The following is a 23,482-nucleotide window of genomic DNA, read 5'->3' on the forward strand; positions in this document are numbered from 1 at the left end:
TTACTCCTTGTCGGCCAGATTGACCACGCGGTTGGAGCGATCCACCGGGCGCACTTGTTGCCCGTCGAGAAGCACATGGACGCCGGCGGCCACTACCCAGTCGCTGGCGTTGAGGCCTTCGAGCACCGGCACGGTTTTCTCACCGAAGGCACCGACCCGCACCGGGGTCCTCTTAAGGGTGTTGTTGGCGCTGACGACCCAGACATAAGTCACGCCGTTTTCCGCCGTCAGTGCAGAAAGCGGCACTGACAACGGCACCGCTTCGGCTGTCTGCACGAACACCCGGGCGCTCTGGCCAAGTTCGGCCGCCACCTTGCCACCGGTGAACGCGATGCGAGCCGCGAAGGTGCGGGACTTTGGATCGGCCGCAGGCGACAGTTCACGAATGCGCCCGGCGAAACGCTGATCCGGTTGCGTCCACAGTTCCACCGACACTGGCTGCCCCACCTTGAAACGGCCAAAGCTCTGTTCCGGCAGGCTGATCAACACTTCGCGCTCGCCATCGGTGGCCAGGGTAAACACCGTTTGCCCGGCCGCGACCACTTGCCCGACTTCCACCGCGCGCTTGGCCACCACGCCGTCCTGCGGCGCACGCAGCACCGCGTAACTGGCCTGATTGGTCGATACGTTGAATTCGGCTTTGATTTGCTTGAGACGCGCTTCACCGGAGCGGTAAAGATTTTCGTGATTGTCGTACTGCGAGCGGCTGACCAGCTGACGATCCATCAACGTTTTATAGCGATCACGCTCGGCGCGCACCATGTTCAGGTTGGCTTCGGCGGCAGCGACCTGGGCGCGAGTGGCCTCCAGTTGCAGGCGTACGTCCTGGGGGTCGAGCTCGGCCAGCGGTTGATCGGCCTTGACCCGCTGTCCCTCATCGACCAGTCGTCGGCTGACTTTGCCGCCGATGCGGAACGCCAGATCTGGCTCATAGCGGGCACGGACTTCACCGGGATAGCTTTCCATCGCCTGCGACGAAGGCTCTGGCTGAACCACCATGGCCGGGCGAACGCTGACTGGCGGCGCCTCTTCGTGACCACACGCAGTCAATAAAAACGCCAGACTGACTGGCAATGCGAGGGGCAAGGCATAGCGGAACATGGTGAAGGACCTTTCGCTAATGGTGCTTGGAATAATTATACTGGCGAGTATGTTATTAATACCAAACTCACCAGTCCAGTAATAAAAGCGAATATGCCGAACAATCCTTCAGCACCCAATGGCCCAGGCAGACCCAAGGATTTGGTCAAGCGCCAGGCCATTCTCGATGCGGCGAAAACGCTGTTTCTGAGTAAGGGTTATGCCAACACCAGCATGGATGCCGTCGCAGCCGAGGCCGGGGTGTCGAAGTTGACGGTCTACAGCCATTTCAACGACAAGGAGACGCTGTTTTCCGCCGCCGTAATGGCCAAGTGCGAAGAACAATTGCCGACGCTGTTTTTTGAATTGCCGGAAGGCGTTTCGGTGGAAACCGTGCTGCTGAACATCGCCCGCGGTTTTCATCATCTGATCAACAGTGACGAGTCGCTGAACCTGCATCGCCTGATCATGGCCTTGGGTAGCCAGGATCCGAAATTGTCGCTGATCTTCTTCGAGGCTGGCCCCCAGCGCATGTTGCAGGGCATGGAGCGGTTGCTGACCAAGGTCGATCAGAGTGGCGTGCTGAGCATCGATAAACCGCACAATGCAGCGGAACACTTCTTCTGCCTGCTCAAGGGCGCGGCAAATTTCCGGTTGCTGTTTGGCTGTGGCGAACCGTTGGATGACGAGGCCGCCGAGAGCCATGTGCAGGAAGTGGTGGCGTTGTTCATGCGGGCTTATCGGCCTGAGTGAGCCGGATGGGCTTGTTGTGTCTGAACAGGCGCTATCGCTGGCAAGCCAGCGCCTGCAGGGCCGGAGGTGTTCAGTAAACCCGAGGCCGACACAAATCCTGTAGGAGCTGGCTTGCCAGCGATGAAGACGACTCGGTCTTAAAGCTTGAGCGCCTTCTTCGGATAAATGTCATACCGACTGGACTTGCCATCCAGCGCGTGACTCGGCTTCGGCCCTTCGATACACGGCGCCTTGCGTGGGCGCTTGACCACCACCCGGTGGCTGGCCAGGGCCAGTGCCGCTTCAAGCAACGCTGGCGCATCCGGGTCATCACCCACCAACGGCCGGAACAGGCGCATTTCCTTCTTCACCAGCGCGGTTTTCTCACGGTGCGGGAACATTGGGTCGAGATAGATCACCTGTGGCGGCTCGCCTTCCCAGTTGCGCATCACCTCGATCGAGTTGCCCTTGAGCAAACGCATCCGCGCCACGATGGGCGCCACCTCGAAATCTTCCGCGCCACGGGCCAGCCCATCCTCGAGCAAGGCGCCAATCAATGGCTGGCGTTCGATCAGGCTCATCTCGCAGCCGAGGCTGGCCAGCACGAACGCATCCTTGCCCAGCCCTGCCGTGGCATCCAGCACCCGCGGACGCACGCCCTGCGCGACGCCAACAGCCTTGGCGATCATCTGCCCGCTGCCACCGCCGTACAACCGACGATGCGCCGCGCCACCCTCGACGAAGTCCACCCGCACCGGCCCCGGTGCATCCGGCCCCAGCTGTTGCAGCTGTAAACCCTGCTCGCCCACCTGCAACGCGAACTCACCATCATCCACCTGCATCGGCAGGCCCAGACGCTCGGCCCATTGCTCGGCTTGTAGTTCGAAGGCTGCGCTCAACGCCTCGACATGGATGCGGCAGGCCGCGGGTTGATCAATCATCGGAAAACACGCTCAAAAAATTAATGATCGGCAAAAACGGCCGATAACAAAACTATCGAGCATTTTGCCAGAGCTGAGCGTCGACCGAGAGAAATGTCAGACATTCAACCCACTATCTCAGGTTTTATCTCGCCCTACGGCGACTACAACCTGCGAAACACCCAGGCACTGAGCGGCGTCAGCCACATCTGGCAGGATTTCTTTGCCCGAGCGCTGGCCGAACAGTCGGGTGCAGTGCTGCCTGAATCGCTGAACTTTCCACCGGTCGATATCGAAAGCCCGGTTGAACCCACCGTCGGCAGCGATCTGCTGGCGCACATCGTTTCCCAGCGTGAATGCGATGTGAAGGACAACGAGATTCGCCCGCCCGAGCCCCTCTTCCTGCCGATCGCCGAATTCGAAATGGACCTGGCTGACAAGCCGTTCCCACCGTTCCCGGCGGAAGAAATCGTCGCTCAACAGAAACAACAGGATTTCGAAAGCGGCTGGGTGCGTCCGATCGTGTTGACCGCCGGTCAGCCGTTGCCAGAAGCCGGCCCCGCCCCGCAACCGCGTCCGCTGCACCTGCCGATTGCCGAGTTCGAACTCGATCTGCTGGACAAACCGTTCCCGCCGTTCCCGCCTGAGGAATTGGTGGAGCAACAGAAACAACTCGATTTCGATAATGGCTGGGCGCGACCGATCATCCTGCAGAACCTGCGCCTCGCCGCCTGAGCCTCAACGACCGACTCAGCGACAGACCCACCAAGGCCCGACATCCACATGAAAGTGATTGCGATGGGCGGCGTTGTAATCCGGGCTCAAGACCACACTGAACAGGCCACAGGCGCCATCGCGGACTTGCCTTAGAAACTGCGCATTCTGATTTTCCTTGGGCCAATCCTTGAGCACGCTGATGGTTCGACCATCCGCCAGTCGAAAACCGGCGATGTCCAGCGCATTGGCCGACGCGTGCTGACTGAGCCGGCCATTCTCCCGGTTATAGACATTGCGACAGGCAAAGCTGCCGAGGTGATCGACACGCGTGACCGCTTGTCCGTAGACCCTCTGCGCCGCCGGTTGCAGGGCGTGATGCTCGAACAGCGCGAATGACACGGCCAGGCGGCAACTGGCGAGGAAGCTGCTGCTCAGGGCCACATCGCCGCCCTGCACGCGCAGTGCGTCGGTGAGCGGGCATTTGGCGTCGGGGCTGTCAGCCTGCGGGGCTACACGCAAACCGGAACTGCTCAAGGCTTGCACGCAGAGCTGCGGCTCATCGTGCAGGCGCATCAACTTGTAGCGGGTCAGCAGGTTCGGCGTGGCCTTCACGTCCAGCGGTGCCCAGGGATTCCACTGCGGCGGGATGTCCAGCCACCCGCGCCAGACACTGAACACCGCGCCGCCAATGATCAGCAACAGCAGCAGGAACCAACGCCCGCCGCCCATGCTCAGCCCTTGAACAATTGATTGGCTTGGGCATACGGCATGCTTCGTGAAGTGAATCCGAAAGTGCCTGCCGTCTGGATTTCTTCAGCGGCGCGGTAAAACTCGCCCAACGCCGCCAGTGCCAGCGCCGAGCCGACACTGATGCGCTTGACGCCCATTTCGCTCAACTGTTCGACCGTCAGTTTCAAGCCGCCGGACATCAACACGTTGACCGGTTTCGGCGCCACCGCGCGGACCACCGCCAGCACGTCGTCGGCACTGCGCAACCCCGGCGCATACAACACGTCGGCGCCAGCCTCAGCGAACGCTTGCAGGCGACGAATCGTGTCGTCGAGGTCCGGATTGCCATGCAGGAAATTTTCCGCCCGGGCTGTCAGCGTGAAAGGGAAAGGCAAGCTGCGGGCGGCAGCGACGGCGGCCTCGATGCGCGCCACAGCGTGCTCGAAGCAATAGATCGGCGCATCCGCACGGCCGGTGACATCCTCGATCGAGCCACCCACCGCCCCGGCCTCCGCCGCGCGCAATAGGCTTTTTGCGCAATCGGCCGGGTCGTCGGCAAAACCGTTTTCCAGATCGACCGCGACCGGCAAATCGGTGGCGGCGACGATCGCCCGGACGTTGTCCAGAGTTTCGTCCAGGGTCAATCCACCGTCAGGGCGTGCCTTGGAAAAAGCGTAACCGGCACTGGTGGTCGCCAGCGCCTCGAAGCCCAGGCTGGCGAGCATTTTTGCCGAACCGGCATCCCACGGATTGGGAATCACAAAAACGCCGCTGCGCTCATGCAAGGCTTTGAACGCTTGGGCTCGAAGGGTTTGCGCATCCATTGGCAGGCTCCTGGAAAAGGCGATCGAATCCGCCTTCAGAGCAGGCCAAGTTGCTCGGCGGCGGGCTCTCTGTATAACTCAGGCAGAGCTGGCAAGCCAGGCAAACGCAGCATCAGGCGACTGTGAAAACGCTGCGCCAGTTTCGCCGCCAGCAGGTTGTCGGCGGTGTGCAGGAAGATATAAGGCGTCCGCCCCTCTTCAATCCACAGGGCGACTTTCTCCACCCACGGCAGCAGAAACGGGTCATTGGCCTCCAGTTCTGGATGACCGATAAAACGCACCTGCGGGAACTGGGTGAACGCCGCCGGACGAGTAGGCACACGCGGTTTCTTCGATTGCGCGTGAAGCACCGACGGATCGGTTGATGTGCAGCTGAACAGTGCGCGCGGGTCGAGACAGATGCGTTCAACGCCGCGATCCAGCAAGAGGCGATTGAGCATTCGTTCGCTATCACCCTTGGCAAAGAAATCGTCGTGCCGGACTTCCACTGCCAATGGCCGCTCCAGCGCGTCGATGAATGCAGCCAGCTCCGGCAAGCGTTGCGGGGTGAAGCTTTTCGACAGTTGCAGCCACAGCGGCGATACCCGTTCGCCCAAGGGGCTGAGCAGTCGGGTGAAGGTTTCGGCGGCGGTCAGCTGTTCACGCAGGTCACCGCCGTGGCTGATGTCGCCGGGGAACTTGGCGGTGAAACGGAAGTGCTCGGGCATCGTCTCGGCCCAGCGCTGCACGGTACAGGCAGCCGGGCTCGCGTAGAAGGTCGTATTGCCTTCTACGGCGTTGAATACTTGGGAATAAAGATCAAGAAAGTCGCTGGACCTGGCGTCCGGCGGATACAGATAGTCGCGCCAGGCGTTTTCACTCCAGGACGGGCAGCCGAGGTAGTAAGGCAGCAACATCAGATGTACAGGTCGAGACCCAGCACTTCCGCATCCCAATCGACAAAACCGGCGGTGCTCAGGTAGCTGGCCAGGGCCATCGCCACACTTTTGCTCATCGCGCGGTGGTAGAGCATGTCTTGCTGGCGGGCGGGAAGATTGCTCAGGCGTTGCGCAGCGGATTTGGCGGCACGAGCGGCCAGTTGCTCTTCGGACGGAAATTGCTCATCGCCGTCAAGATCGACGGACTCGTCCTCAACCACATGGCCTTTGCGAGGCTTGCGCTTGATGGGGTAGGACTGAGAGGAAATGCCGTCTATACGCATAAGTGCATGCTCGGTATCAGTGATGGCAGTTTAGTGGCGCATAGCCCACTTCGCAAACCGCCGAGTGATAACTAGAACACATAAAAGGCAAAAGGTTTAAAAGCTACGGTTAGAAAACGACGATTGGCGAAATTGGAACAAGATGTGGCGAGGGAGCAAGCTCCCTCGCCACAAAAGCATCCTCACCAGCGAACCTGGTGGATTAACGTGCCTTCGGCGTCGCCACTTTGTCCCGCAGATAAACAGGCTGCGCATTATCGGCGACGATGGCTTCGCCACGTTCCCAGGCAAACCGCGCCAGGGTCAGCAAGTCTTCGGCATGGGGCAGCATGCCCGCGTCCTGCCCGCTCAGGCTGACCGCGATGCGCTCGCCATAACCCCAGCCGGTACCGGCGCCAAACCATTCGCCGCTGGCATCAGCCGGCAAGGCGGCGGACTCGGGCGGCAATACGGCTTCAGCGCCGACCAGCCGCATCTCCCCTGCCGTTTCGCGGTAGCACCCCCAATACACCTCGTCCATGCGTGCATCGATAGCGGCGGCAACCTGGCTCACACCCTGTTCGCGGTAAGCGCGCTGGGCCAGTACGGCGAGGTTCGACACTGGCAGCACCGGGCGATCCAGCGCGAACGCCAGTCCCTGGACGACGCCGATGGCAATTCGTACGCCGGTGAAGGCGCCCGGGCCGCGGCCGAAAGCGATGGCATCGACCGCTTGCAGGGTGGTGCCGGCGTCGGCCAGCAACTGCTGGATCATCGGCAGCAGTTTCTGCGCGTGCAGGCGCGGGATCACCTCGTAATGGCTCGTGACTTTGCCGTCATGCAGCAAGGCAACGGAGCAAGCTTCAGTCGCGGTGTCCAGGGCCAACAAGGTGCTCATCGATGTTTCCGTAACAAGAGGTCAGAAAAAAGTGCGTCAGTATAAACAACTACGGCCCGCAAGCGGGCCGTGGATGATGCAGCGGATCAGACTTTTCAGCTCAGGGCTGCAAGTACCTTGGCGGTAATCGCTTCAACCGAACCGACGCCTTCGATATGGCTGTACTTCGGCTTGCCATTGGCAGCCGACAGCTTCTGGTAGAAATCCACCAGCGGCTTGGTCTGCGAATGGTAGACCGACAGGCGATGACGCACGGTTTCTTCCGTGTCGTCCTTGCGCTGTACCAGCTCTTCACCGGTGATGTCGTCTTTACCGGCAATTTTCGGAGGGTTGTAGATGATGTGGTACACGCGGCCGCTGGCCTCGTGAACACGGCGACCGGCGATACGCTGGACGATTTCTTCGTCTTCAACGGCGATCTCGACCACGGCATCCAGCTCGACGCCGGCAGTCACCAGGGCTTCAGCCTGTGGAATGGTGCGCGGGAAACCGTCAAACAGGAAACCGTTGGCGCAATCAGCCTGGGCGATGCGGTCTTTTACCAGTGCGATGATCAGGTCGTCGGAGACCAGGCCGCCGGCATCCATGATGCTCTTGGCCTTGATGCCCAGCTCGGTGCCGGCCTTGACCGCAGCACGCAGCATGTCGCCGGTGGAGATTTGCGGAATGCCGAATTTTTCGGTGATGAACTTAGCCTGAGTACCTTTACCGGCCCCGGGAGCTCCCAGCAGAATGACGCGCATCGATGTGCTCCTCAATTTTTTATATAGATAACGTCAGATTCGCCTCGTGGGGCCAATCTCAAAAATAGGGTCGTGACCGCCCAAACGGCCAAAGGCTGATCAAGATACACAGCAGGCTGCGCCCACACAAGCCGCCAAAAGTCGGAGAAACCAGCCTCGGCTGAGACCTTTGGACGCGGTTTGCCTAGTCGCAACCCCAACATTAACTGTCGCCTGGCCGCACTTTTAACCGCGGCGCGCGGCGGCATCCGGCACTTGCTCCGGATGCCTCAGCCAACGACAAAAACCTTAGCCGGTATTTCGCAAACCGGCGGCAATCCCCGCCACAGACACCAGCAACGCTTGCTCCACCGGGCTGCCCTGCGCCACATCCTGTTGCCGTGAACGCGCCAGCAACTCGGCCTGCAATAGATGAAGCGGGTCGAGGTAAGTGTTGCGCAAGCGGATGAATTCCAGGGTGGCTGGGCTATGTGCCAGTAGTTGCGACTGACCGGTCAGCCCCAGCACGATCGAGCACGCCTGCGACAATAGGTCGCGTAAGTGCGCGCCCAACGGCAGCAGGTCCGGCTCGACCAATCGCTCGTCGTAAGATTGCGCGATATCGGCGTCGGCCTTGGCCAGGACCATTTCCAGCATGTCGATGCGGGTGCGGAAGAACGGCCACTGCTCGCGCATCTGCCCCAGCAACTCGCCCTCGCCTCGCTCCAGCGCCTTGCTTAGCGCCGCTTCCCAGCCGAGCCAGGCCGGCAGCATCAGGCGCGTCTGGGTCCAGCCGAAGATCCACGGGATGGCCCGCAGGCTTTCGATCCCGCCGGCGCGGCGCTTGGCCGGACGACTGCCCAGTGGCAAGCGTCCCAATTCCTGTTCCGGGGTCGACTGGCGGAAGTACTCGACGAATTGCGGGTTCTCCCGCACCACGGCGCGGTAGGCGCTGACCCCATCGGCGGCCAATTCGTCCATCAAGTGGCGCCATTCGGGCGTTGGAGGCGGCGGTGGCAGCAAGGTCGCTTCGAGCACCGCCGCCAGGTACAGATTGAGGTTTTGTTCGGCGATGTCCGGCAGGCCGAATTTGAAACGAATCATTTCCCCTTGCTCGGTGGTGCGGAAACGCCCCGCCACCGAGCCCGGTGGCTGCGACAGAATCGCCGCATGCGCCGGGCCACCGCCACGGCCCACGGTGCCGCCGCGACCGTGGAACAACAGCAGTTCCACTTGTTGTTCGCGGCAGATATCCACCAAACGCTCTTGCGCCCGATACTGCGCCCAGGCTGCCGCCGTGGTGCCGGCGTCCTTGGCCGAGTCGGAGTAACCGATCATGACTTCCTGCGGTCCGTGCAGGCGCGAGCGATAGCCCGGCAGCAGCAACAGTTTTTCAATCACCGGGCCGGCGTTGTCGAGGTCGGCGAGGGTTTCGAACAGGGGCACCACGCGCATCGGCCGCAACACGCCGGACTCTTTGAGCAGCAGTTGCACCGCCAGCACATCGGAAGCGGCACCGGCCATGGAGATCACGTACGAGCCCAGGGATGCACCCGGAGCGGCGGCGATTTCCCGGCAGGTCGCCAGCACTTCGGCGGTGTCGGCGGACGGTTTGTAGTGGGGCGGCAGCAATGGCCGACGGTTGTTCAGTTCACGGGTCAGGAAGGTGATGCGCGCTTCCTCGCTCCAATCCTCGTAACGGCCCAAACCGAGGTAATCGGTGATTTCGGTCATGGCGGCGCTATGTCGCGACGAGTCCTGGCGCACGTCCAGCCGCACCAGGAAAAGGCCGAACGTCACTGCCCGGCGCAGGCAATCGAGCAGCGGCCCGTCGGCGATCACGCCCATGCCGCACTGATGCAGCGAGTGGTAACACAGCTCCAGCGGATCAAGCAGTTCGCGGTTGTTTTGCAGCACGTCGGCCGGTGCCGGCGTCGCCGTGGTCAGCGCCGTGTGCGCCCAATTGCGGGTCGCGCGCAGGCGTTCGCGCAGCTGCTTGAGTACCGCGCGGTAAGGCTCGGCACTGTCACCGGCCTTGGCCTTCAGTTCGTCGCTGGCCTGCTGCATCGACAGTTCGGCGGCAAGGTGATCGACATCGCGCAGGTACAAATCGGCGGCCATCCAGCGCGCCAACAGCAGCACTTCACGGGTCACCGCTGCCGTCACGTTGGGATTGCCGTCACGGTCGCCGCCCATCCACGAAGCGAAGCGAATCGGCGCGGCTTCCAGGGGCAAGCGCAAGCCGGTGGCGGCGTGCAGTGCCTGGTCAGCCTTGCGCAGGTAATTGGGAATCGCCTGCCACAGCGAATGCTCGATCACCGCGAAACCCCACTTGGCTTCATCGACCGGTGTCGGGCGCGTGCGGCGGATTTCTTCGGTGTGCCAGGCTTCGGCGATCAGGCGCTGCAAGGTCGACTTGATCTTTTCGCGCTCGGCGCTGGTCAGGTCTCGGTGATCCTGGGCGGCCAGTTGCGCGGCGATGGCATCGTATTTCTGGATCAGCGTGCGGCGCGCGACTTCGGTCGGGTGCGCGGTCAGCACCAGTTCGATTTCCAGACGCCCGAGTTGCCGGGCCAGTGACTCGGCGCTGTGGCCTTCGGCGCGCAATCGCGCGAGCAACTCCGGCAACACCCGAGCCTCGAACGGCGCCTGTCGGGATTCTTCGCGACGATGAATCAGCTGGTACTGCTCGGCGATGTTGGCCAGGTTAAGGAACTGGTTGAACGCCCGCGCCACCGGCAGCAACTCATCTTCCGTCAACTGGTTGAGGCTCGCGCTCAGTTCGGCGTCCATGGAGCCGCGACGGTCAGCCTTGGCGCCTTTGCGGATCTGCTCGATCTTGTCGAGGAAGCCATCCCCGTACTGTTCACGAATGGTGTTGCCCAACAGTTCACCCAACAGGTGAACGTCCTCGCGCAAGCGTGCATCGATATCGGTCATCAGCAGTTCTCCAGCAAAGAATCCGGGCGGCCAGCAAACCCAAGAGTGCCGCTCCAGAGGTCTTCTTACAAGCAAGACGACGAAGGACCTTTAAACCTTGTGCGTTGAAGCTAGTCTGAACAGTAAGCCGCACAAAGGCTGTCGCCGGCCAACGCCGGATATTCTCCCGGCCTGCCACGAGCAGGCGCGCAATGAGGTCATTATGAAAATCCGTGAACTCGCCCAGCATTGGGAAGAAAACGCCAAAGGTCGCCTGACCAAGACCGGCTACACGATTCACCTGGATGTGGAAGCTGCCGCACGCTTGGCGGCGATTACCGAGATGTACCCCAAACGGCATCCCGAAGAATTGCTTGGCGAGCTGATCGGCGCCGCCCTGGAAGAACTCGAAAAGAGCTTCCCGTATGTGAAAGGCTCGACGGTGGTAGCCACCGACGAGGAAGGTGATCCGCTGTACGAAGACATCGGCCCGACACCACGTTTTCTCGCCCTTTCGCGGCGCCATCTGCACGATTTGTCGGCCGGTAACGACAAACAAAAACACTGAATACTCGCCGAACCTGTGGGAGCGGGCTTGCCCGCGATGGCGATTTTACATTCAACATTTGCGTTGGCTGAGACGACGCTTTCGCGGGCAAGCCCGCTCCCACAGTGGCCTGTATTTCACCTCTAAAGCGCGTGCGTTTGGGCCTGCAAAAGGTCCGGCATGCCGCTCTTCCTTTCTTAAATCTTCGAGCTAAAGCCCTGTCGACTCGATCACGTTTTTTTTCGATAGCTGGCTAATTTCTCTGAACTTTCAAAAAACGCCTCGGGTCAACCCAAGTAACCAAGCCTGGGACGGCCGTTTCAAAACGACCCGAAAATGACGGTTGCGGCTCCTTGCCCAGGATGGATGTTCACGTTGTTCAGGAAGTAGTCCAATGGAGTTGAAGACCATGAAAACCAGAACTGGCAAATCCTCGTTTACCCCGTTACATGGCCTGAAAATGGCTGCCCTGGCCATCGGTGGCAGCCTTGTGCTGGCCGGTTGCGCCGGCAATCCACCGACCGAACAATTCGCTGTCACCGAGTCTGCGGTCAATAGCGCCGTCAGCGCGGGCGGTACCGAATTCGCGGCCGTGGAAATGAAGGCGGCACAAGACAAGCTCAAACAAGCCGAAATCGCCATGCACGACAAAAAGTACGACCAGGCCAAAGTCCTGGCCGAACAGGCTGAGTGGGATGCTCGCGTAGCCGAGCGCAAAGCCCAGGCGATGAAAGCCGAACAGTCTGTGAAGGACTCTCAGAAAGGGGTTCAGGAACTGCGTCAGGAAAGCCAGCGCACCGTTCAGTAACGGCGTGGCATGACGTACTTCTCAAACGACTAAAAGGACGACACCATGAATTCCAAACATTTGATGATCCCTGCTCTGCTGGCCGCCAGCGTTGCCCTGGCTGCATGTTCCACGCCGCCCAACGCCAACCTTGAACAGGCCCGCTCGAACTACACCGGCCTGCAAGCCCACCCGCAGGCGAGCAAAGTCGCGGCACTGGAAACCAAGGAAGCGAGCGACTATCTGGACAAGGCCGACAAGGCGTATCTGGATAAGGAAGATCAGGCCAAGGTCGATCAACTGGCCTACCTGACCAACCAGCGCGTGGAAGTCGCCAAGCAGACCATTGCCCTGCGCACCGCTGAAGCCAATCTGAAAAACGCTTCGGCGCAACGTGCCCAGGCCCGTCTCGACGCTCGCGATCAACAGATCAAACAGCTGCAGGACAGCCTCAATGCCAAGCAGACCGATCGCGGCACGCTGGTGACTTTCGGTGATGTGCTGTTCGCCACCGACAAGGCCGAGCTGAAATCCAACGGCCTGATGAACATCAACAAACTGGCGCAGTACCTCCAGGAAAATCCCGATCGCAAAGCGATCGTCGAGGGCTACACCGACAGCACCGGTACGGCGGCGCACAACCTGTCGCTGTCGGAACGTCGCGCCAGCTCTGTGCGCATGGCGCTGGTGAAGATGGGCGTCGACCCGACCCGCATCGTCGCTCAGGGTTATGGCAAGGAATACCCGGTGGCAGATAACACCAGCACCTCGGGCCGGGCGCAAAACCGTCGAGTGGAAGTGACGATTTCCAACGATAACCAGCCGGTAATTCCGCGTTCGGCGGTGAGTGTGCACTAAGCAGTATCCGCTACAACGCAAAAGCCCCGCCCGACTTAATCAGGTGGGGCTTTTTCATGACCGCCTGTCTCCACTGTCAATTATGACAATATTCAAATCACTGCATGGGAGTGAACATTGGCTTGTGACAATTTCCCAGACAGCGAGTAAAAATAATGAAATGGAAAGCCCGAATTTTATTAGTTTTTTTGTCTCCGCCGCTTATCGCATGCGCTCAGAGCCCTACTTCAGATTTAGACAATGATGCCATCCCTACTGATTTACCCCTGCCGTTAGTGGGCGTCAACCAACGGCCAGTTGTCGGAGAAAAAACTGTATTGCTAGTAGCGGCTCGGTGGCCAGGCGACCGCGAATTGAACATGCAAGCTCTCTCCGAAGGAACGTTTTCTGGTCAGCCGGGATCTCTAAGCGACTATTTACTAAAAGCCTCAATGGGCAAACTGACTCTTAAAGGGACGACAATAAAAGTTGACCTCCCCGCCTCGACTCCGCCCCCGAATGGATTTAACGGTGAAATAGCCGCCGCACAAGAGGCGGCGCGCGCCCAAGGTTATGAGCCGAATCAATACGACTACTTTTGGGTCGTTCACGATAATGGTATTGGTGGCGCTCAAGGCCAAATGCCAGGATATAAAGTTGTGGTTCGCGAGGGGCCTTCTCGCTATGGGCGAAATTATATATGGGCCCACGAGTTCGGGCACAACCTGGGCTATAGTCATGAGCCAGCATTTGGTGGGAGCTTTTGGAGTTATATTAATTGCAAGGTTGTGGACAATGCTGTAAATGCCCCAGCTAACTGTGACACGAGCCGTGCGGGTGATTATGGCAATCCCGTTCAACGGCCACATGATATTACTTCTCTTTACCCCGCAAACTATCGACTGTATTCCGGCTGGCTGGATGCCTCACAGAGCAGTGTTATCAGCCAGTCTGGCCTTTATCGTCTTGGAGTGCTGGGAGGAAGCGGCCCTCAACTTTATCTGATTGATCGTAAAACAAGCAGCGGCCCGCAGCAAATCTCGATTGAATACCGCAAACCTACTCCTCCTTACGATAACTTTTCAGCCTCTGATAATTCAGTAAACGGTGTCTGGGTGAGATACACGACCATGGACCGAATAGTCAGTAACGTTCAGCTTGATGGCACACCGGAAACAGCCACAACGAGTGATCCAACTCTAATGGCAGAAAAAACGCTGAAGGATGAAGCGGCAGGGGTAACCATCAAAGTGTGCACTACAGCAGATGCGGGAGCGATGCTTGCCGTTGCCATGAACGGCGAGACCCTGCCTAATTGCGTAGCGCCATTAACGCCGCCCACCATTCAAATACCTGATGCGGGAGCACCATCCGCTCAAAATCCGATCACTTTTTCAGGTACGAGTCGCCCAGGTGCATTGATAAATGTTTCTTACAGAATAGCAGGGGGCAATAACTGGAAAGATGTAAAAGAGGTCGCTGATGCCACAGGTAAGTGGCAAGCAAAATTACCGGATTTGCCACCTGCTAACTACAATGGCCAAGTATGGCAAACGATCGGGAATAATGCATCGCTAGCCAGCTTCCGTAATTTTGGCATCGCACCCTGAAATGAAATTGGCGACCTCCCCCTCTTCCATGTTTGAAAAGGGGAGGATGCCCTGAAATTGTATTTACTGCTCCAGCTTCTGCGGCGTTTCCTCGCCCATGCAACGCACGGCTTTTTTCCGGTCGTTGATCAACACGCCGGTCAGGCCTTTCTGTTCGGTGTCGAACAGCACCAGCACGCCATCGATGCACTGCGCCACTTGCGCGGCCGGTTCCAGGGAGACTTTGTAGTCTTCGCCCGGCACGGTCTTGAGCATGGTGAATTCGTTGAGCAGCAACGCATCCTCAGGCTTGGCAAAGTGCAGGTAGCCGTACCACCACAGGGCGCCGACGGTGCCGAGGATGCTGCAGATACCGGTGATGATCAGCGGGATGGCGTTACGTTCTTCACTCATTGCGGGCTCTCTGGTGGTTCGGTTTCTGAAGGCTTGGCTGCCGGGTAATTGGGAATTTCAGCCAGGCGGCGCAGGCCATTGAAATGCTGCGGGTCTTCGAGATAGCGCAGCATGACTTTGCGCCAGACCGGGTCGGCGAATGTCTGCACATGCCCGCCCCGCGTCAGTTGCAGGACCCGGGGCGGCGGCGCAGCTTGATACAGTCGGATGCCGTTGGAAAGAGGCACGATCGGATCGTCGATGCTGTGGAAGATCAGTTTCGGTACACCATTGAGCTGGTCGATGGAGTTGATCGCGCTGTCACCGTCCGGCACCAGCCAGGACAGCGGCACCTGGAACGTCCAGAACACCCACGAATGACTCAACGCAAATTGACCGACGCTGCGGTAGCTGGCGGGCACCCCATCCATGACAAAAGCCTTGAGCTGCTTCTGTCGTTCGGGATGTTGCACGAGGTAGTGCACGGCCATTGACCCGCCGAGACTCTGGCCAAGGAGGATCATCGGCTTGCCCTTGACCTCGGGGGCCTGATCGAGCCATTTGAACGCGGCGTCGATGTCCTGGTAGATGTCCGGCAGGCTCGGTTTGCCTTCGGACAAGCCGTAACCGCGATAGTCCATCAACAGCACTTGATAGCCCTGCTCCGGCAACCAATAGCTGCCGCCCAAGTGCATCGGCAGATTGCCGCCGTTGCCGTGCAAGTGCAGCACCGTGCCTTTGACCTCGACACCCGCTTTCGCCGGCAGCCACCAGGCGTTCAGCTTGAGGCCGTCGGCAGTGATCAAGGTGACTTCGCGGTATTCGAGCCTGGCTTTTTCCGGGGTGAACAATTGGCCGGGTTCGGGGTAGAACAGCAATGAGCTGCAACCGCCAAGGGCCAGCAGAAGGCAAAGGATGCCGAGGATTCTCATCCGGTGAAACCTCGCGAAAAATGGGGTTGGAACACATAGCCCTGTAGGAGCGAGCTTGCTCGCGATAGCGGTGGTTCAGCCAACATCCATGTTAAGTGTCATGACGCCATCGCTCTCACAGGGGGCTTGTTGTTCACAAAATGTTGGAGTAATCCGCCTCGATCCGGTCCAGGCTCAGGTGATTGAGGAAGTTCGAGAAGCACATCCACGCCGACAACGCGTTCATGTCGCGGAACTGTTCCGGCAAGTACTTGGGCGGCACCACCAATCCTTCATCTACCAATTGGCGCAACGTGCGCATGTCTTCCAGCGTGGTCTTGCCGCAGAACAACAACGGAATCTGCTCCAGCTTGCCTTTGCGCACCGCCAGCTGAATGTAGTTGTAAATCATGATGAAGCCTTTGAGGTAGGACAAGTCTTTGGTAAATGGCAGACCTGTCGGCACCGAGCCACGGAAAACGCGGCTGGCGTTGCTGTAACTCTCGGCCATTTCGAAGCCTTGCTCGCGGAAGAACTCGAACACCTGCAGGAAGTCCGCGCCCTCCTCCACCATGTGGATCGCGCGGGTGCGGTTGGTCAGTTTGCGCAGGCGGCTAGGGTAGGAGGCGAAGGTGATGATTTCCATCAGGATCGCCAGGCCTTCCTGGGTCACCGTCGATGAGGGCGGGCCTTTGGCCAGGAAGGTGCAGATCGGCTGGTTCAAGCCGTTGAGCGTGGTGCCGACGTGCACCAGGCCTTCATGGACTTCCAGGGCACGCACGTCACGCTCGTTGAACATCGCGTCGGTGCGGATCTTGATGTAGTCGGCGCCCGCCGCCGCGTCGGCGACGATGCCGTCGGACTCGAACACCCGGATGGTTTCCTCGGCTTCGCCAAACACTTTGTTCAAGCGGGTTTGCAGCAGGTGGACGGCGTCCTTGGCCGTCAGGGTCTTAGGCTCATCCTTCAGATCGCCACGGCCGTCGATATTATTCAGGTATTCGGACAACATCATGCCCAGGTCGGACAGCGTCGGGTCGCCGGCATGGAACGCATCGGACGCGGCGCCGTACAACTCTTGGGAAATCAGGCCGAAATCCTCGGTGCCGCGCGCTTCGAGCATGCGCACCACCATGCGGTATTCCTTGCACATGCGGCGCATGATTTGCCCAACCGGGTTGAACTGACCGAGCTGGCGGGTGATGTCGCGCTCGATGTTCTGGAACTCCAGCTTCACTTTGCTGGAATCGAAGGCGAGCGGCCGGTTGAGATAGTAGTCACGGTCCACCGCCGGCATTTCCTTGCCTTTGGCCTTGAGGAAACCCTTGCGAATATTTTCGTCCCATTTGACCGCGTCGAGCACGCGGATCGGCGTCTGCGCCAGCACAATGCGATCGGACAAAATGCGTATCGACTGCTGGTAATCGTCCACCCGAAACTCCTGTAGAAACCTTTATGTGCTGGGTTTATTTGGCTTTGGCCTGGCGCTGGTAGCGCACCACTTCGACGAACACATCGGAGTTGGCCGGGTCATCAAGATAGGCGGATACCTGGTCCATGCTGTTTTCGATCAGCACGCCATCGCCATCGTCAGTCTGGAAGACCTGACCGTTCAAGGCTTTTTGCTGGAGTGCCTGCCTGATCTGTTCAAGATCGAGGTTGTAGACCACCAACTCGTGTTTGTCGGTGATTTCAAAGCCGGCAATGGTGAAGTTGCCACCGAACTGCGCCGGCACTTTCCCTGAGAGATACCAGCGATTGCCGTGGCGCGACACGGTGAAAGGATAGGCTTCGCGTTCCCGGGGCTTGGCCCGGAAGTAGCTGACTGCCTGATAGCGATTGTCGCCGATGCGCGTCAGTTCAAGGTTGACCGGCTCACCCCAGGCGTTGGTGCTGGTCCATTTGCCAAGCAACCCTTTGGGCGCAGGCTCGCTCGAGGGCAGCGGTTCCTTGAAAGTCACCAGACAGCCACTGAGCAACAGGAACGACAAGGCGATCACAACGACGCGCCAGGCTTTCATTCAAAACTCCCTATCGACACACGTGCCACCCAAGTGACCATTGCCCCTGTGGGGACATCACCCATACGGGATTAAACCGACGCCAGCACCAAATGCATATAACGCGTCAGTATGCCGAGCATTTCCTCTTCGGCGACCGGTTCGGCGTCGTTGAGCAGGCCCTGATATTCCATCCGTCCGATTATAGACGTCAACACTTTGGCATCCTGTTGTGGCTCGCGGGAACCCAAAACCTGAAAAAGCTGGCAAGAACCCTGCAACAGGATCTGCTGATGCGAGCGCACCAACACCGCCAGGCGCGGGTTCAACAGCGCTTCCTGACGGAACGCCTGCTCGGCCATCAAATGCTCACGACGGGTGATCAATTGCCGGTGAACATAGTCCGCCATCAGTCGGGCAATGTCGTCAGCCAGTGTCGAACGCGCCTGGGGGCTGCCGTCGCCACGGGCGATCATTTCGCGCAGCAGGCCCTCATTGTTCACCCACAGCTTGGCCATGTAGGCCGCACTGCGTTCCACGTATTGAGCGAAGGTATCGGTGAGCAGGTCATCGATATCCTTGAAATAGTAGGTGGTTGCCGACAACGGCACTCCAGCCTCGGCCGCCACGGCACGGTGCCTGACGCCCCGCACACCGTCACGCACGACAATGCGCATCGCGGCATCGAGAATGTCCTGTCGACGCTGTTCGCTGCCCTGTCGGCTGGCCTTGCGCCCCTGGTACTGAACGCTTTCAGCGACCGCAGTGGCGATGCCCGCCGCACCTTCTTGAGCCATTACACCGTTCACGGCAGGAACTCCTCTCTCACTTCTAAAGTAACCATTTGATACGTTTGTACCAGACAGGCAATAAAAAGCCGCCTGAACGGCGGCTTTTTAATTGAAACACTTACGCTTGCGGCCGCATGTGCGGGAACAGGATCACGTCGCGGATCGACGGGGAATTGGTCAGCAACATCACCAGACGGTCGATACCGATGCCTTCACCCGCGGTCGGCGGCATGCCGTACTCCAGCGCACGAACGAAGTCGGCGTCGTAGTGCATGGCTTCGTCGTCGCCGGCGTCCTTGTCGGCCACCTGCGCCATGAAGCGCTCGGCCTGGTCTTCCGCGTCGTTCAACTCGGAGTAGGCGTTGGCGATTTCACGGCCACCGATGAACAACTCGAAGCGGTCGGTGACGTTCGGGTTGTCGTCGTTGCGACGGGCCAGCGGCGACACTTCGAACGGGTACTGGGTGATGAAATGCGGCTGTTCCAGCTTGTGCTCGACCAGCTCTTCGAAAATCATCACCTGCAGCTTGCCCAAACCTTCGAAGCCCAGCACCTTGGCGCCGGCTTTCTTGGCGATGGCACGGGCCTTGTCGATGTCGTTCAGGTCGTCAGCGGTCAGCTCAGGGTTGTACTTGAGGATCGAGTCGAACACCGACAGACGCACGAACGGCTCGCCGAAGTGGAACACCTTGTCGCCGTACGGCACGTCGGTGCTGCCCAGAACCAGCTGCGCCAGCTCACGGAACAGTTCTTCGGTCAGGTCCATGTTGTCTTCGTAGTCGGCGTAGGCCTGGTAGAACTCCAACATGGTGAATTCAGGGTTGTGACGAGTCGAAACGCCTTCGTTACGGAAGTTGCGGTTGATCTCGAACACTTTCTCGAAGCCGCCGACAACGAGGCGCTTGAGGTACAGCTCAGGCGCGATACGCAGGAACATTTCCATGTCCAGCGCGTTGTGGTGGGTTTCGAACGGCTTGGCTGCCGCGCCGCCCGGGATGGTTTGCAGCATCGGCGTTTCCACTTCCAGGAAGTCACGCTTCATCAGGAAGCTGCGGATGTGGGCGATAACTTGCGAACGCACGCGGAAGGTCTGGCGCACGTCTTCGTTGACGATCAGGTCAACGTAACGCTGGCGATAGCGCTGTTCGGTGTCGGTCAGGCCGTGGTGCTTGTCCGGCAGCGGGCGCAGGGATTTGGTCAGCAGGCGCACGCTGGTCATTTCAACGTACAGGTCGCCCTTGCCGGAACGGGCCAGGGTGCCTTCGGCGGCAATGATGTCGCCCATGTCCCAGGTTTTCACCGCGGCCAGGGTTTCTTCGGACAGGGTCTTGCGGTTGACGTAGACCTGAATGCGACCGGTCATGTCCTGGATCACCATGAACGAGCCACGGTTGAGCATGATGCGACCGGCAACCTTGACCGGGATCGCAGCCTCTGCCAGCTCTTCCTTGGTCTTGTCCGCGTACTGTTTCTGCAAGGCATCGCAGTAGTTTTCGCGGCGGAAGTCGTTCGGGAAGGCGTTGCCCTTGGCGCGCTCGGCAGCAAGCTTTTCCTTGCGCAGGGCGATCAGGGAGTTTTCTTCCTGTTGCAGGGCTTGCGGGTCGAGTTCTAGGTCGCTCATGTCTTTAAATATTCCATCTGGTTCGTTGCCCCCGGCCTGCGGCCGGGGATCGCCGGCAAGCCGGCTCCTACAGGGGATCGCGGTGAGTCAGTAGCTTACAGCCCGGACTTCAGGCTGGCTTCCAGGTACTCGTCGATGTCGCCATCGAGCACCTTGTCGCAGTCGCTGCGTTCGATGTTGGTACGCAGATCCTTGATCCGCGAGGCATCCAGCACGTACGAACGGATCTGGTGACCCCAGCCGATATCGGACTTGGTGTCTTCCAGCGCCTGGGACGCGGCGTTGCGCTTCTGCATTTCCTGCTCATACAACTTGGCCCGCAGCATTTTCATGGCGGTGTCCTTGTTGGCGTGCTGGGAACGTTCGTTCTGGCAGCTGACCACGGTGTTGGTCGGTACGTGAGTAATACGTACGGCCGAGTCGGTGGTGTTTACGTGCTGACCACCGGCACCGGAGGAACGATAGGTGTCGATCCGCAGGTCTGCCGGGTTGATTTCGATTTCCACCTTGTCATCGATCTCGGGGGAAACGAACACCGCCGAGAAAGACGTGTGGCGACGGTTGCCGGAGTCGAACGGGCTCTTGCGCACCAGACGGTGTACACCGATCTCGGTACGCAGCCAGCCAAAGGCGTATTCGCCCTTGATGTGCACGGTGGCGCCCTTGATCCCGGCGACTTCACCGGCGGACAGTTCCATGATGGTCGCGTCGAAACCGCGTTTGTCAGCCCAGCGCAGGTACATGCGCAACAGGATGTTGGCCCAGTCCTGGGCTTCGGTGCCGCCGGAGCCGGCCTGGATGTCCAGGTAGGCGTTGTTCGGGTCCATTTCGTGGCTGAACATGCGGCGGAATTCAAGCTTGGCGAGGTTTTCCTCGAGACGGGCCAGCTCGGCGACGACATCACCGACCGCGCCTTCGTCATTTTCTTCGACAGCCATGTCCAGCAGGTCGCGGCAATCGGCCAGGCCGGCAGTCAGTTCGTCGAGGGTTTCGACGATCTGCGCCAGCGCAGAGCGCTCGCGGCCCAGCTCCTGGGCGTACTCAGGTTTGTTCCAGACACTCGGATCTTCAAGCTCGCGATTGACCTCGGTCAGACGCTCATGCTTTTGATCGTAGTCAAAGATACCCCCGAATGGTTTCGGAGCGCTCGGACAGGTCCTTGATGGTGTTAAGGATCGGGTTGATTTCCATGACGGGCAGCACTCGTTGGCGAACTTTTGAAAGCCGGCGAGTATAACGTAACCAAGCGGTCCCGGCAGCCCGTATCGCGGGTATACCGGCGAATGGTTTCAGTTTTTCCTGCCTCACACTGACCATTAACGCTGCCATCGCCCTGCTCATGCCTTTCAGTGATGCCACTGTGCGTCTTTGACCGGCTCGACTCCCAAAAAGGCGCCCTAGACTGGAGACTCAACCATGGCCGGGGCCTCTGAGTAGATGCAAATGCTTGGTGAAGCCAATTAGAGGGCTTGGTTGCGGGGCTGTACATGCACACAAGCATTCACGACCCAGTAATCCGCCGACAGTGTGATTCTGATGGCCTGCTGGATCTACAACCAGCCAGTTTGCTCTATAGCACCGCTGTCGCGCAGCGGTATGGCTCGCGCAACTGCCAAGGCTGTAAACAACACGTCCTTGAGGATGATGCCGTAAACATCTCCCAGAGTACTAATCAACAACAAGATTAAGACCTGGACCGATCTGTAGGAAAATGACCTCAAAAATAACGGATCATTCCTACTTAATTGGCAATTGCGCAATGCACCTGCTTTCCCTATAACTATGCAACACAAAAAAAACCACCAACATTTTACTAACACCACCTTCGAAAACCTTAACCATCAGAAACCCAAGCAAGTTACAGCACCACCGAAAAACATGGATATGTCACCTCAACTTACTAATTAAAGGACTACCATGAAAAAAATCGACAGAATAATAATTATAGGCTTTGGAAGTATCGCCCAAGCCTTGCTACCGTTACTTTCAGAGAATTACAACTCAGAAATAATTATCTTCGACAAAGAAATCGACACAACTCGAAAAAACATCGCAAGCGAGTATTCTGCAACATTAAACAAAAAACTGATAACCAAAAATAACTTCCAAGGTGTTTTGTCACCATTATTAAGCGACAACAGCTTCCTCTTGAATCTGGCGGTATCTGTTTCCAGCTTAGCGCTGATAAGTCTAGCCCAGCGATTCAACACACTATACTTAGACACGTGCATAGAGCCATGGGAGTACGCAAATCAGAACAACAAAAAAAACTTAAAAAGTAATCACTCGCTAAGGGAAAGCCTGAAGCAATATGCGCAAACCCAGACCAGCAAAACAACAGCAATTGTTGGACACGGAGCAAATCCTGGTTTTATATCTATATTGCTAAAAAAAGCAATGCTTGAAATGGCACTAAAAAATGGAATGCATGAACAACCAACAACACAACCTGAGTGGGCCAAGCTATCAGAACGCTTAGAATTACAGATCATACAAATATCAGAACGAGACACACAAACCTCGTCCAAAAAACGCGCACCAAATAGCTTTTTCTGCACGTGGTCTGTGGACGGACTGATTACAGAGTGCTTGCAACCGTCGGAGCTGGGCTGGGGATCTCACGAAGTAGAAACCCCATTGAACGCCAAGAACAACGGATACTCACTCGAACTGATTGAGCAAGGCCGAAATGTCATCGTAAAAAGCTGGTCTCCCAACTACTTAGAATTCAACGCATATCTACTAACACATAATGAATCGCTATCAATCGCCGAATATTTAACTTCAGACACCCCGCCAGCGCCAAAATATCGACCAACCGTATACTACGCATATCATCCTTGCGACCAAGCAGTAGATTCAATGCATTTGCTTTGGAGTGGGAGTGAAGATCAGATCGAATCAAAGGAAATAATGAAAGACGATATAGTTTCCGGCATCGACGAGCTCGGCATTTTTCTCATCAGCAAAAAATACAAATCACTTTGGCTCGGTTCAAATCTTTCAATAGGCAAGGCAAGAAAAATGGCAAAACACAACAGTGCGACGAGCTTACAAGTCACATCAAGCATTGTGGCCGGCATGAAGTGGGCCGAGAAAAATTCAGAATCCGGGGTTCTAGAATCCGAAAGTCTAGATTGGGAATACATCTACGACTTCGTAGAGCCGTACTGGCAGCCAATAATTATCCAAGAAACTGACTGGCGCCCAAACTGCAGCGACACTCTACAATTTCATAATTTTAGGGTGCACCAGAAAAACTGATAGAACAATGGAAGTTAAACA

General features: G+C 58.2%; 23 protein-coding genes. 7 read left to right on the forward strand and 16 right to left on the reverse strand.

The window, feature by feature from the left end; all coding sequences use genetic code 11:
- Positions 1 to 1,101: an efflux RND transporter periplasmic adaptor subunit gene (locus KHO07_RS23110; RefSeq protein ID WP_212625636.1), complete on the reverse strand. Its 1,101-nt coding sequence runs from the start codon at positions 1,099 to 1,101 to the stop codon at positions 1 to 3.
- 93 nt (positions 1,102 to 1,194) lie between these two features.
- Between KHO07_RS23110 and KHO07_RS23115 the strand changes: the two genes are divergently transcribed.
- Positions 1,195 to 1,833 carry a TetR/AcrR family transcriptional regulator gene (locus KHO07_RS23115; protein ID WP_150732080.1) on the forward strand — a complete coding sequence of 213 codons (639 nt, stop codon included), beginning with the start codon at positions 1,195 to 1,197 and terminating at the stop codon, positions 1,831 to 1,833.
- Between the two features lie 137 nt (positions 1,834 to 1,970).
- Here the strand turns inward: KHO07_RS23115 and KHO07_RS23120 are convergent, their stop codons facing one another.
- On the reverse strand, positions 1,971 to 2,750 hold the full coding sequence (locus KHO07_RS23120; protein WP_212627678.1) for a class I SAM-dependent methyltransferase: 780 nt from the start codon (positions 2,748 to 2,750) through the stop codon (positions 1,971 to 1,973).
- 96 nt (positions 2,751 to 2,846) lie between these two features.
- On the opposite strand from KHO07_RS23120, the gene KHO07_RS23125 reads away from it, so the two are divergent.
- Entirely contained in the window at positions 2,847 to 3,467 is a 621-nt protein-coding gene (locus KHO07_RS23125; RefSeq protein ID WP_150732078.1) for an energy transducer TonB, read from the forward strand.
- 15 nt (positions 3,468 to 3,482) lie between these two features.
- Here KHO07_RS23125 and KHO07_RS23130 read toward each other — a convergent pair whose 3' ends face one another.
- From KHO07_RS23130 to ppc, 7 genes are all read right to left on the reverse strand, one after another.
- On the reverse strand, positions 3,483 to 4,178 hold the full coding sequence (locus tag KHO07_RS23130) for an extensin family protein (protein WP_212625637.1): 696 nt from the start codon (positions 4,176 to 4,178) through the stop codon (positions 3,483 to 3,485).
- A gap of 2 nt (positions 4,179 to 4,180) precedes the next feature.
- Positions 4,181 to 5,002, reverse strand: coding sequence for an isocitrate lyase/phosphoenolpyruvate mutase family protein (locus KHO07_RS23135; protein WP_212625638.1), 822 nt, complete (start codon positions 5,000 to 5,002; stop codon positions 4,181 to 4,183).
- Between the two features lie 35 nt (positions 5,003 to 5,037).
- Positions 5,038 to 5,898 carry a DUF72 domain-containing protein gene (locus KHO07_RS23140; protein ID WP_212625639.1) on the reverse strand — a complete coding sequence of 287 codons (861 nt, stop codon included), beginning with the start codon at positions 5,896 to 5,898 and terminating at the stop codon, positions 5,038 to 5,040.
- Positions 5,898 to 6,203 (reverse strand): hypothetical protein, encoded by a 306-nt coding sequence (locus KHO07_RS23145; protein WP_150732074.1) that lies wholly within the window; start codon positions 6,201 to 6,203, stop codon positions 5,898 to 5,900. Before KHO07_RS23145 ends, KHO07_RS23140 begins: the two co-directional genes overlap by 1 nt.
- Before the next feature lie 202 nt (positions 6,204 to 6,405).
- Positions 6,406 to 7,080 carry a tRNA (adenosine(37)-N6)-threonylcarbamoyltransferase complex dimerization subunit type 1 TsaB gene (gene tsaB, locus KHO07_RS23150; protein WP_075946716.1) on the reverse strand — a complete coding sequence of 225 codons (675 nt, stop codon included), beginning with the start codon at positions 7,078 to 7,080 and terminating at the stop codon, positions 6,406 to 6,408.
- A 95-nt stretch (positions 7,081 to 7,175) separates the two neighbouring features.
- Positions 7,176 to 7,823 (reverse strand): adenylate kinase, encoded by a 648-nt coding sequence (adk, locus tag KHO07_RS23155; RefSeq protein WP_212625640.1) that lies wholly within the window; start codon positions 7,821 to 7,823, stop codon positions 7,176 to 7,178.
- A 288-nt stretch (positions 7,824 to 8,111) separates the two neighbouring features.
- Positions 8,112 to 10,742 carry a phosphoenolpyruvate carboxylase gene (ppc, locus tag KHO07_RS23160; protein ID WP_212625641.1) on the reverse strand — a complete coding sequence of 877 codons (2,631 nt, stop codon included), beginning with the start codon at positions 10,740 to 10,742 and terminating at the stop codon, positions 8,112 to 8,114.
- Positions 10,743 to 10,944: 202 nt separating this feature from the next.
- Between ppc and KHO07_RS23165 the strand changes: the two genes are divergently transcribed.
- The 4 genes from KHO07_RS23165 to KHO07_RS23180 all read left to right on the forward strand — a co-directional run bounded on the left by KHO07_RS23165 (position 10,945) and on the right by KHO07_RS23180 (position 14,502).
- Positions 10,945 to 11,289, forward strand: a complete 345-nt coding sequence (locus KHO07_RS23165; protein ID WP_056856277.1) for a hypothetical protein — start codon at positions 10,945 to 10,947, stop codon at positions 11,287 to 11,289.
- Positions 11,290 to 11,662: 373 nt separating this feature from the next.
- Positions 11,663 to 12,076 carry a DUF4398 domain-containing protein gene (locus tag KHO07_RS23170; protein WP_212625642.1) on the forward strand — a complete coding sequence of 138 codons (414 nt, stop codon included), beginning with the start codon at positions 11,663 to 11,665 and terminating at the stop codon, positions 12,074 to 12,076.
- A gap of 45 nt (positions 12,077 to 12,121) precedes the next feature.
- On the forward strand, positions 12,122 to 12,913 hold the full coding sequence (locus KHO07_RS23175; protein ID WP_212625643.1) for an OmpA family protein: 792 nt from the start codon (positions 12,122 to 12,124) through the stop codon (positions 12,911 to 12,913).
- A 155-nt stretch (positions 12,914 to 13,068) separates the two neighbouring features.
- Entirely contained in the window at positions 13,069 to 14,502 is a 1,434-nt protein-coding gene (locus KHO07_RS23180) for a transposase (protein WP_212625644.1), read from the forward strand.
- Between the two features lie 63 nt (positions 14,503 to 14,565).
- On the opposite strand, the gene KHO07_RS23185 is transcribed toward KHO07_RS23180, so the two are convergent.
- From KHO07_RS23185 to prfB, 7 genes are all read right to left on the reverse strand, one after another.
- Positions 14,566 to 14,895, reverse strand: coding sequence for a hypothetical protein (locus KHO07_RS23185; RefSeq protein ID WP_150732070.1), 330 nt, complete (start codon positions 14,893 to 14,895; stop codon positions 14,566 to 14,568).
- Positions 14,892 to 15,806 (reverse strand): alpha/beta hydrolase, encoded by a 915-nt coding sequence (locus KHO07_RS23190; protein WP_212625645.1) that lies wholly within the window; start codon positions 15,804 to 15,806, stop codon positions 14,892 to 14,894. Before KHO07_RS23190 ends, KHO07_RS23185 begins: the two co-directional genes overlap by 4 nt.
- Before the next feature lie 133 nt (positions 15,807 to 15,939).
- On the reverse strand, positions 15,940 to 17,217 hold the full coding sequence (locus KHO07_RS23195; RefSeq protein WP_150732068.1) for a flavohemoglobin expression-modulating QEGLA motif protein: 1,278 nt from the start codon (positions 17,215 to 17,217) through the stop codon (positions 15,940 to 15,942).
- Positions 17,218 to 17,251: 34 nt separating this feature from the next.
- Positions 17,252 to 17,806 (reverse strand): hypothetical protein, encoded by a 555-nt coding sequence (locus KHO07_RS23200; RefSeq protein ID WP_212625646.1) that lies wholly within the window; start codon positions 17,804 to 17,806, stop codon positions 17,252 to 17,254.
- 71 nt (positions 17,807 to 17,877) lie between these two features.
- On the reverse strand, positions 17,878 to 18,582 hold the full coding sequence (locus KHO07_RS23205; protein ID WP_150732455.1) for a TetR family transcriptional regulator: 705 nt from the start codon (positions 18,580 to 18,582) through the stop codon (positions 17,878 to 17,880).
- A gap of 112 nt (positions 18,583 to 18,694) precedes the next feature.
- Positions 18,695 to 20,197 (reverse strand): lysine--tRNA ligase, encoded by a 1,503-nt coding sequence (gene lysS / locus KHO07_RS23210; RefSeq protein ID WP_150732066.1) that lies wholly within the window; start codon positions 20,195 to 20,197, stop codon positions 18,695 to 18,697.
- A gap of 95 nt (positions 20,198 to 20,292) precedes the next feature.
- A protein-coding gene (gene prfB / locus KHO07_RS23215; protein ID WP_139315765.1) for a peptide chain release factor 2 occupies positions 20,293 to 21,388 on the reverse strand; the annotation gives its coding sequence in 2 pieces (ribosomal slippage) (positions 20,293 to 21,315 and positions 21,317 to 21,388; 1,095 coding nt in all).
- 726 nt (positions 21,389 to 22,114) lie between these two features.
- On the opposite strand from prfB, the gene KHO07_RS23220 reads away from it, so the two are divergent.
- Positions 22,115 to 23,461 carry a saccharopine dehydrogenase C-terminal domain-containing protein gene (locus KHO07_RS23220; RefSeq protein ID WP_212625647.1) on the forward strand — a complete coding sequence of 449 codons (1,347 nt, stop codon included), beginning with the start codon at positions 22,115 to 22,117 and terminating at the stop codon, positions 23,459 to 23,461.
- The last annotated feature ends 21 nt before the right edge of the window (positions 23,462 to 23,482 follow it).

This window comes from Pseudomonas sp. PP3 (assembly GCF_905336995.1).
In the GTDB taxonomy this organism is placed as follows: Bacteria; Pseudomonadota; Gammaproteobacteria; order Pseudomonadales; family Pseudomonadaceae; genus Aquipseudomonas; species Aquipseudomonas reinekei.

Bases quoted from the DNA above. Each gene is read 5' to 3' on its own strand.
- KHO07_RS23110 (WP_212625636.1), bottom strand. From the start codon at position 1,101: ATGTTCCGCTATGCCTTGCCCCTCGCATTGCCAGTCAGTCTGGCGTTT.
- KHO07_RS23115 (WP_150732080.1), top strand. From the start codon at position 1,195: ATGCCGAACAATCCTTCAGCACCCAATGGCCCAGGCAGACCCAAGGAT.
- KHO07_RS23125 (WP_150732078.1), top strand. From the start codon at position 2,847: ATGTCAGACATTCAACCCACTATCTCAGGTTTTATCTCGCCCTACGGC.
- KHO07_RS23130 (WP_212625637.1), bottom strand. From the start codon at position 4,178: ATGGGCGGCGGGCGTTGGTTCCTGCTGCTGTTGCTGATCATTGGCGGC.
- KHO07_RS23135 (WP_212625638.1), bottom strand. From the start codon at position 5,002: ATGGATGCGCAAACCCTTCGAGCCCAAGCGTTCAAAGCCTTGCATGAG.
- KHO07_RS23140 (WP_212625639.1), bottom strand. From the start codon at position 5,898: ATGTTGCTGCCTTACTACCTCGGCTGCCCGTCCTGGAGTGAAAACGCC.
- KHO07_RS23145 (WP_150732074.1), bottom strand. From the start codon at position 6,203: ATGCGTATAGACGGCATTTCCTCTCAGTCCTACCCCATCAAGCGCAAG.
- tsaB (WP_075946716.1), bottom strand. From the start codon at position 7,080: ATGAGCACCTTGTTGGCCCTGGACACCGCGACTGAAGCTTGCTCCGTT.
- adk (WP_212625640.1), bottom strand. From the start codon at position 7,823: ATGCGCGTCATTCTGCTGGGAGCTCCCGGGGCCGGTAAAGGTACTCAG.
- ppc (WP_212625641.1), bottom strand. From the start codon at position 10,742: ATGACCGATATCGATGCACGCTTGCGCGAGGACGTTCACCTGTTGGGT.
- KHO07_RS23165 (WP_056856277.1), top strand. From the start codon at position 10,945: ATGAAAATCCGTGAACTCGCCCAGCATTGGGAAGAAAACGCCAAAGGT.
- KHO07_RS23170 (WP_212625642.1), top strand. From the start codon at position 11,663: ATGGAGTTGAAGACCATGAAAACCAGAACTGGCAAATCCTCGTTTACC.
- KHO07_RS23175 (WP_212625643.1), top strand. From the start codon at position 12,122: ATGAATTCCAAACATTTGATGATCCCTGCTCTGCTGGCCGCCAGCGTT.
- KHO07_RS23180 (WP_212625644.1), top strand. From the start codon at position 13,069: ATGAAATGGAAAGCCCGAATTTTATTAGTTTTTTTGTCTCCGCCGCTT.
- KHO07_RS23185 (WP_150732070.1), bottom strand. From the start codon at position 14,895: ATGAGTGAAGAACGTAACGCCATCCCGCTGATCATCACCGGTATCTGC.
- KHO07_RS23190 (WP_212625645.1), bottom strand. From the start codon at position 15,806: ATGAGAATCCTCGGCATCCTTTGCCTTCTGCTGGCCCTTGGCGGTTGC.
- KHO07_RS23200 (WP_212625646.1), bottom strand. From the start codon at position 17,806: ATGAAAGCCTGGCGCGTCGTTGTGATCGCCTTGTCGTTCCTGTTGCTC.
- KHO07_RS23205 (WP_150732455.1), bottom strand. From the start codon at position 18,582: ATGGCTCAAGAAGGTGCGGCGGGCATCGCCACTGCGGTCGCTGAAAGC.
- lysS (WP_150732066.1), bottom strand. From the start codon at position 20,197: ATGAGCGACCTAGAACTCGACCCGCAAGCCCTGCAACAGGAAGAAAAC.
- KHO07_RS23220 (WP_212625647.1), top strand. From the start codon at position 22,115: ATGAAAAAAATCGACAGAATAATAATTATAGGCTTTGGAAGTATCGCC.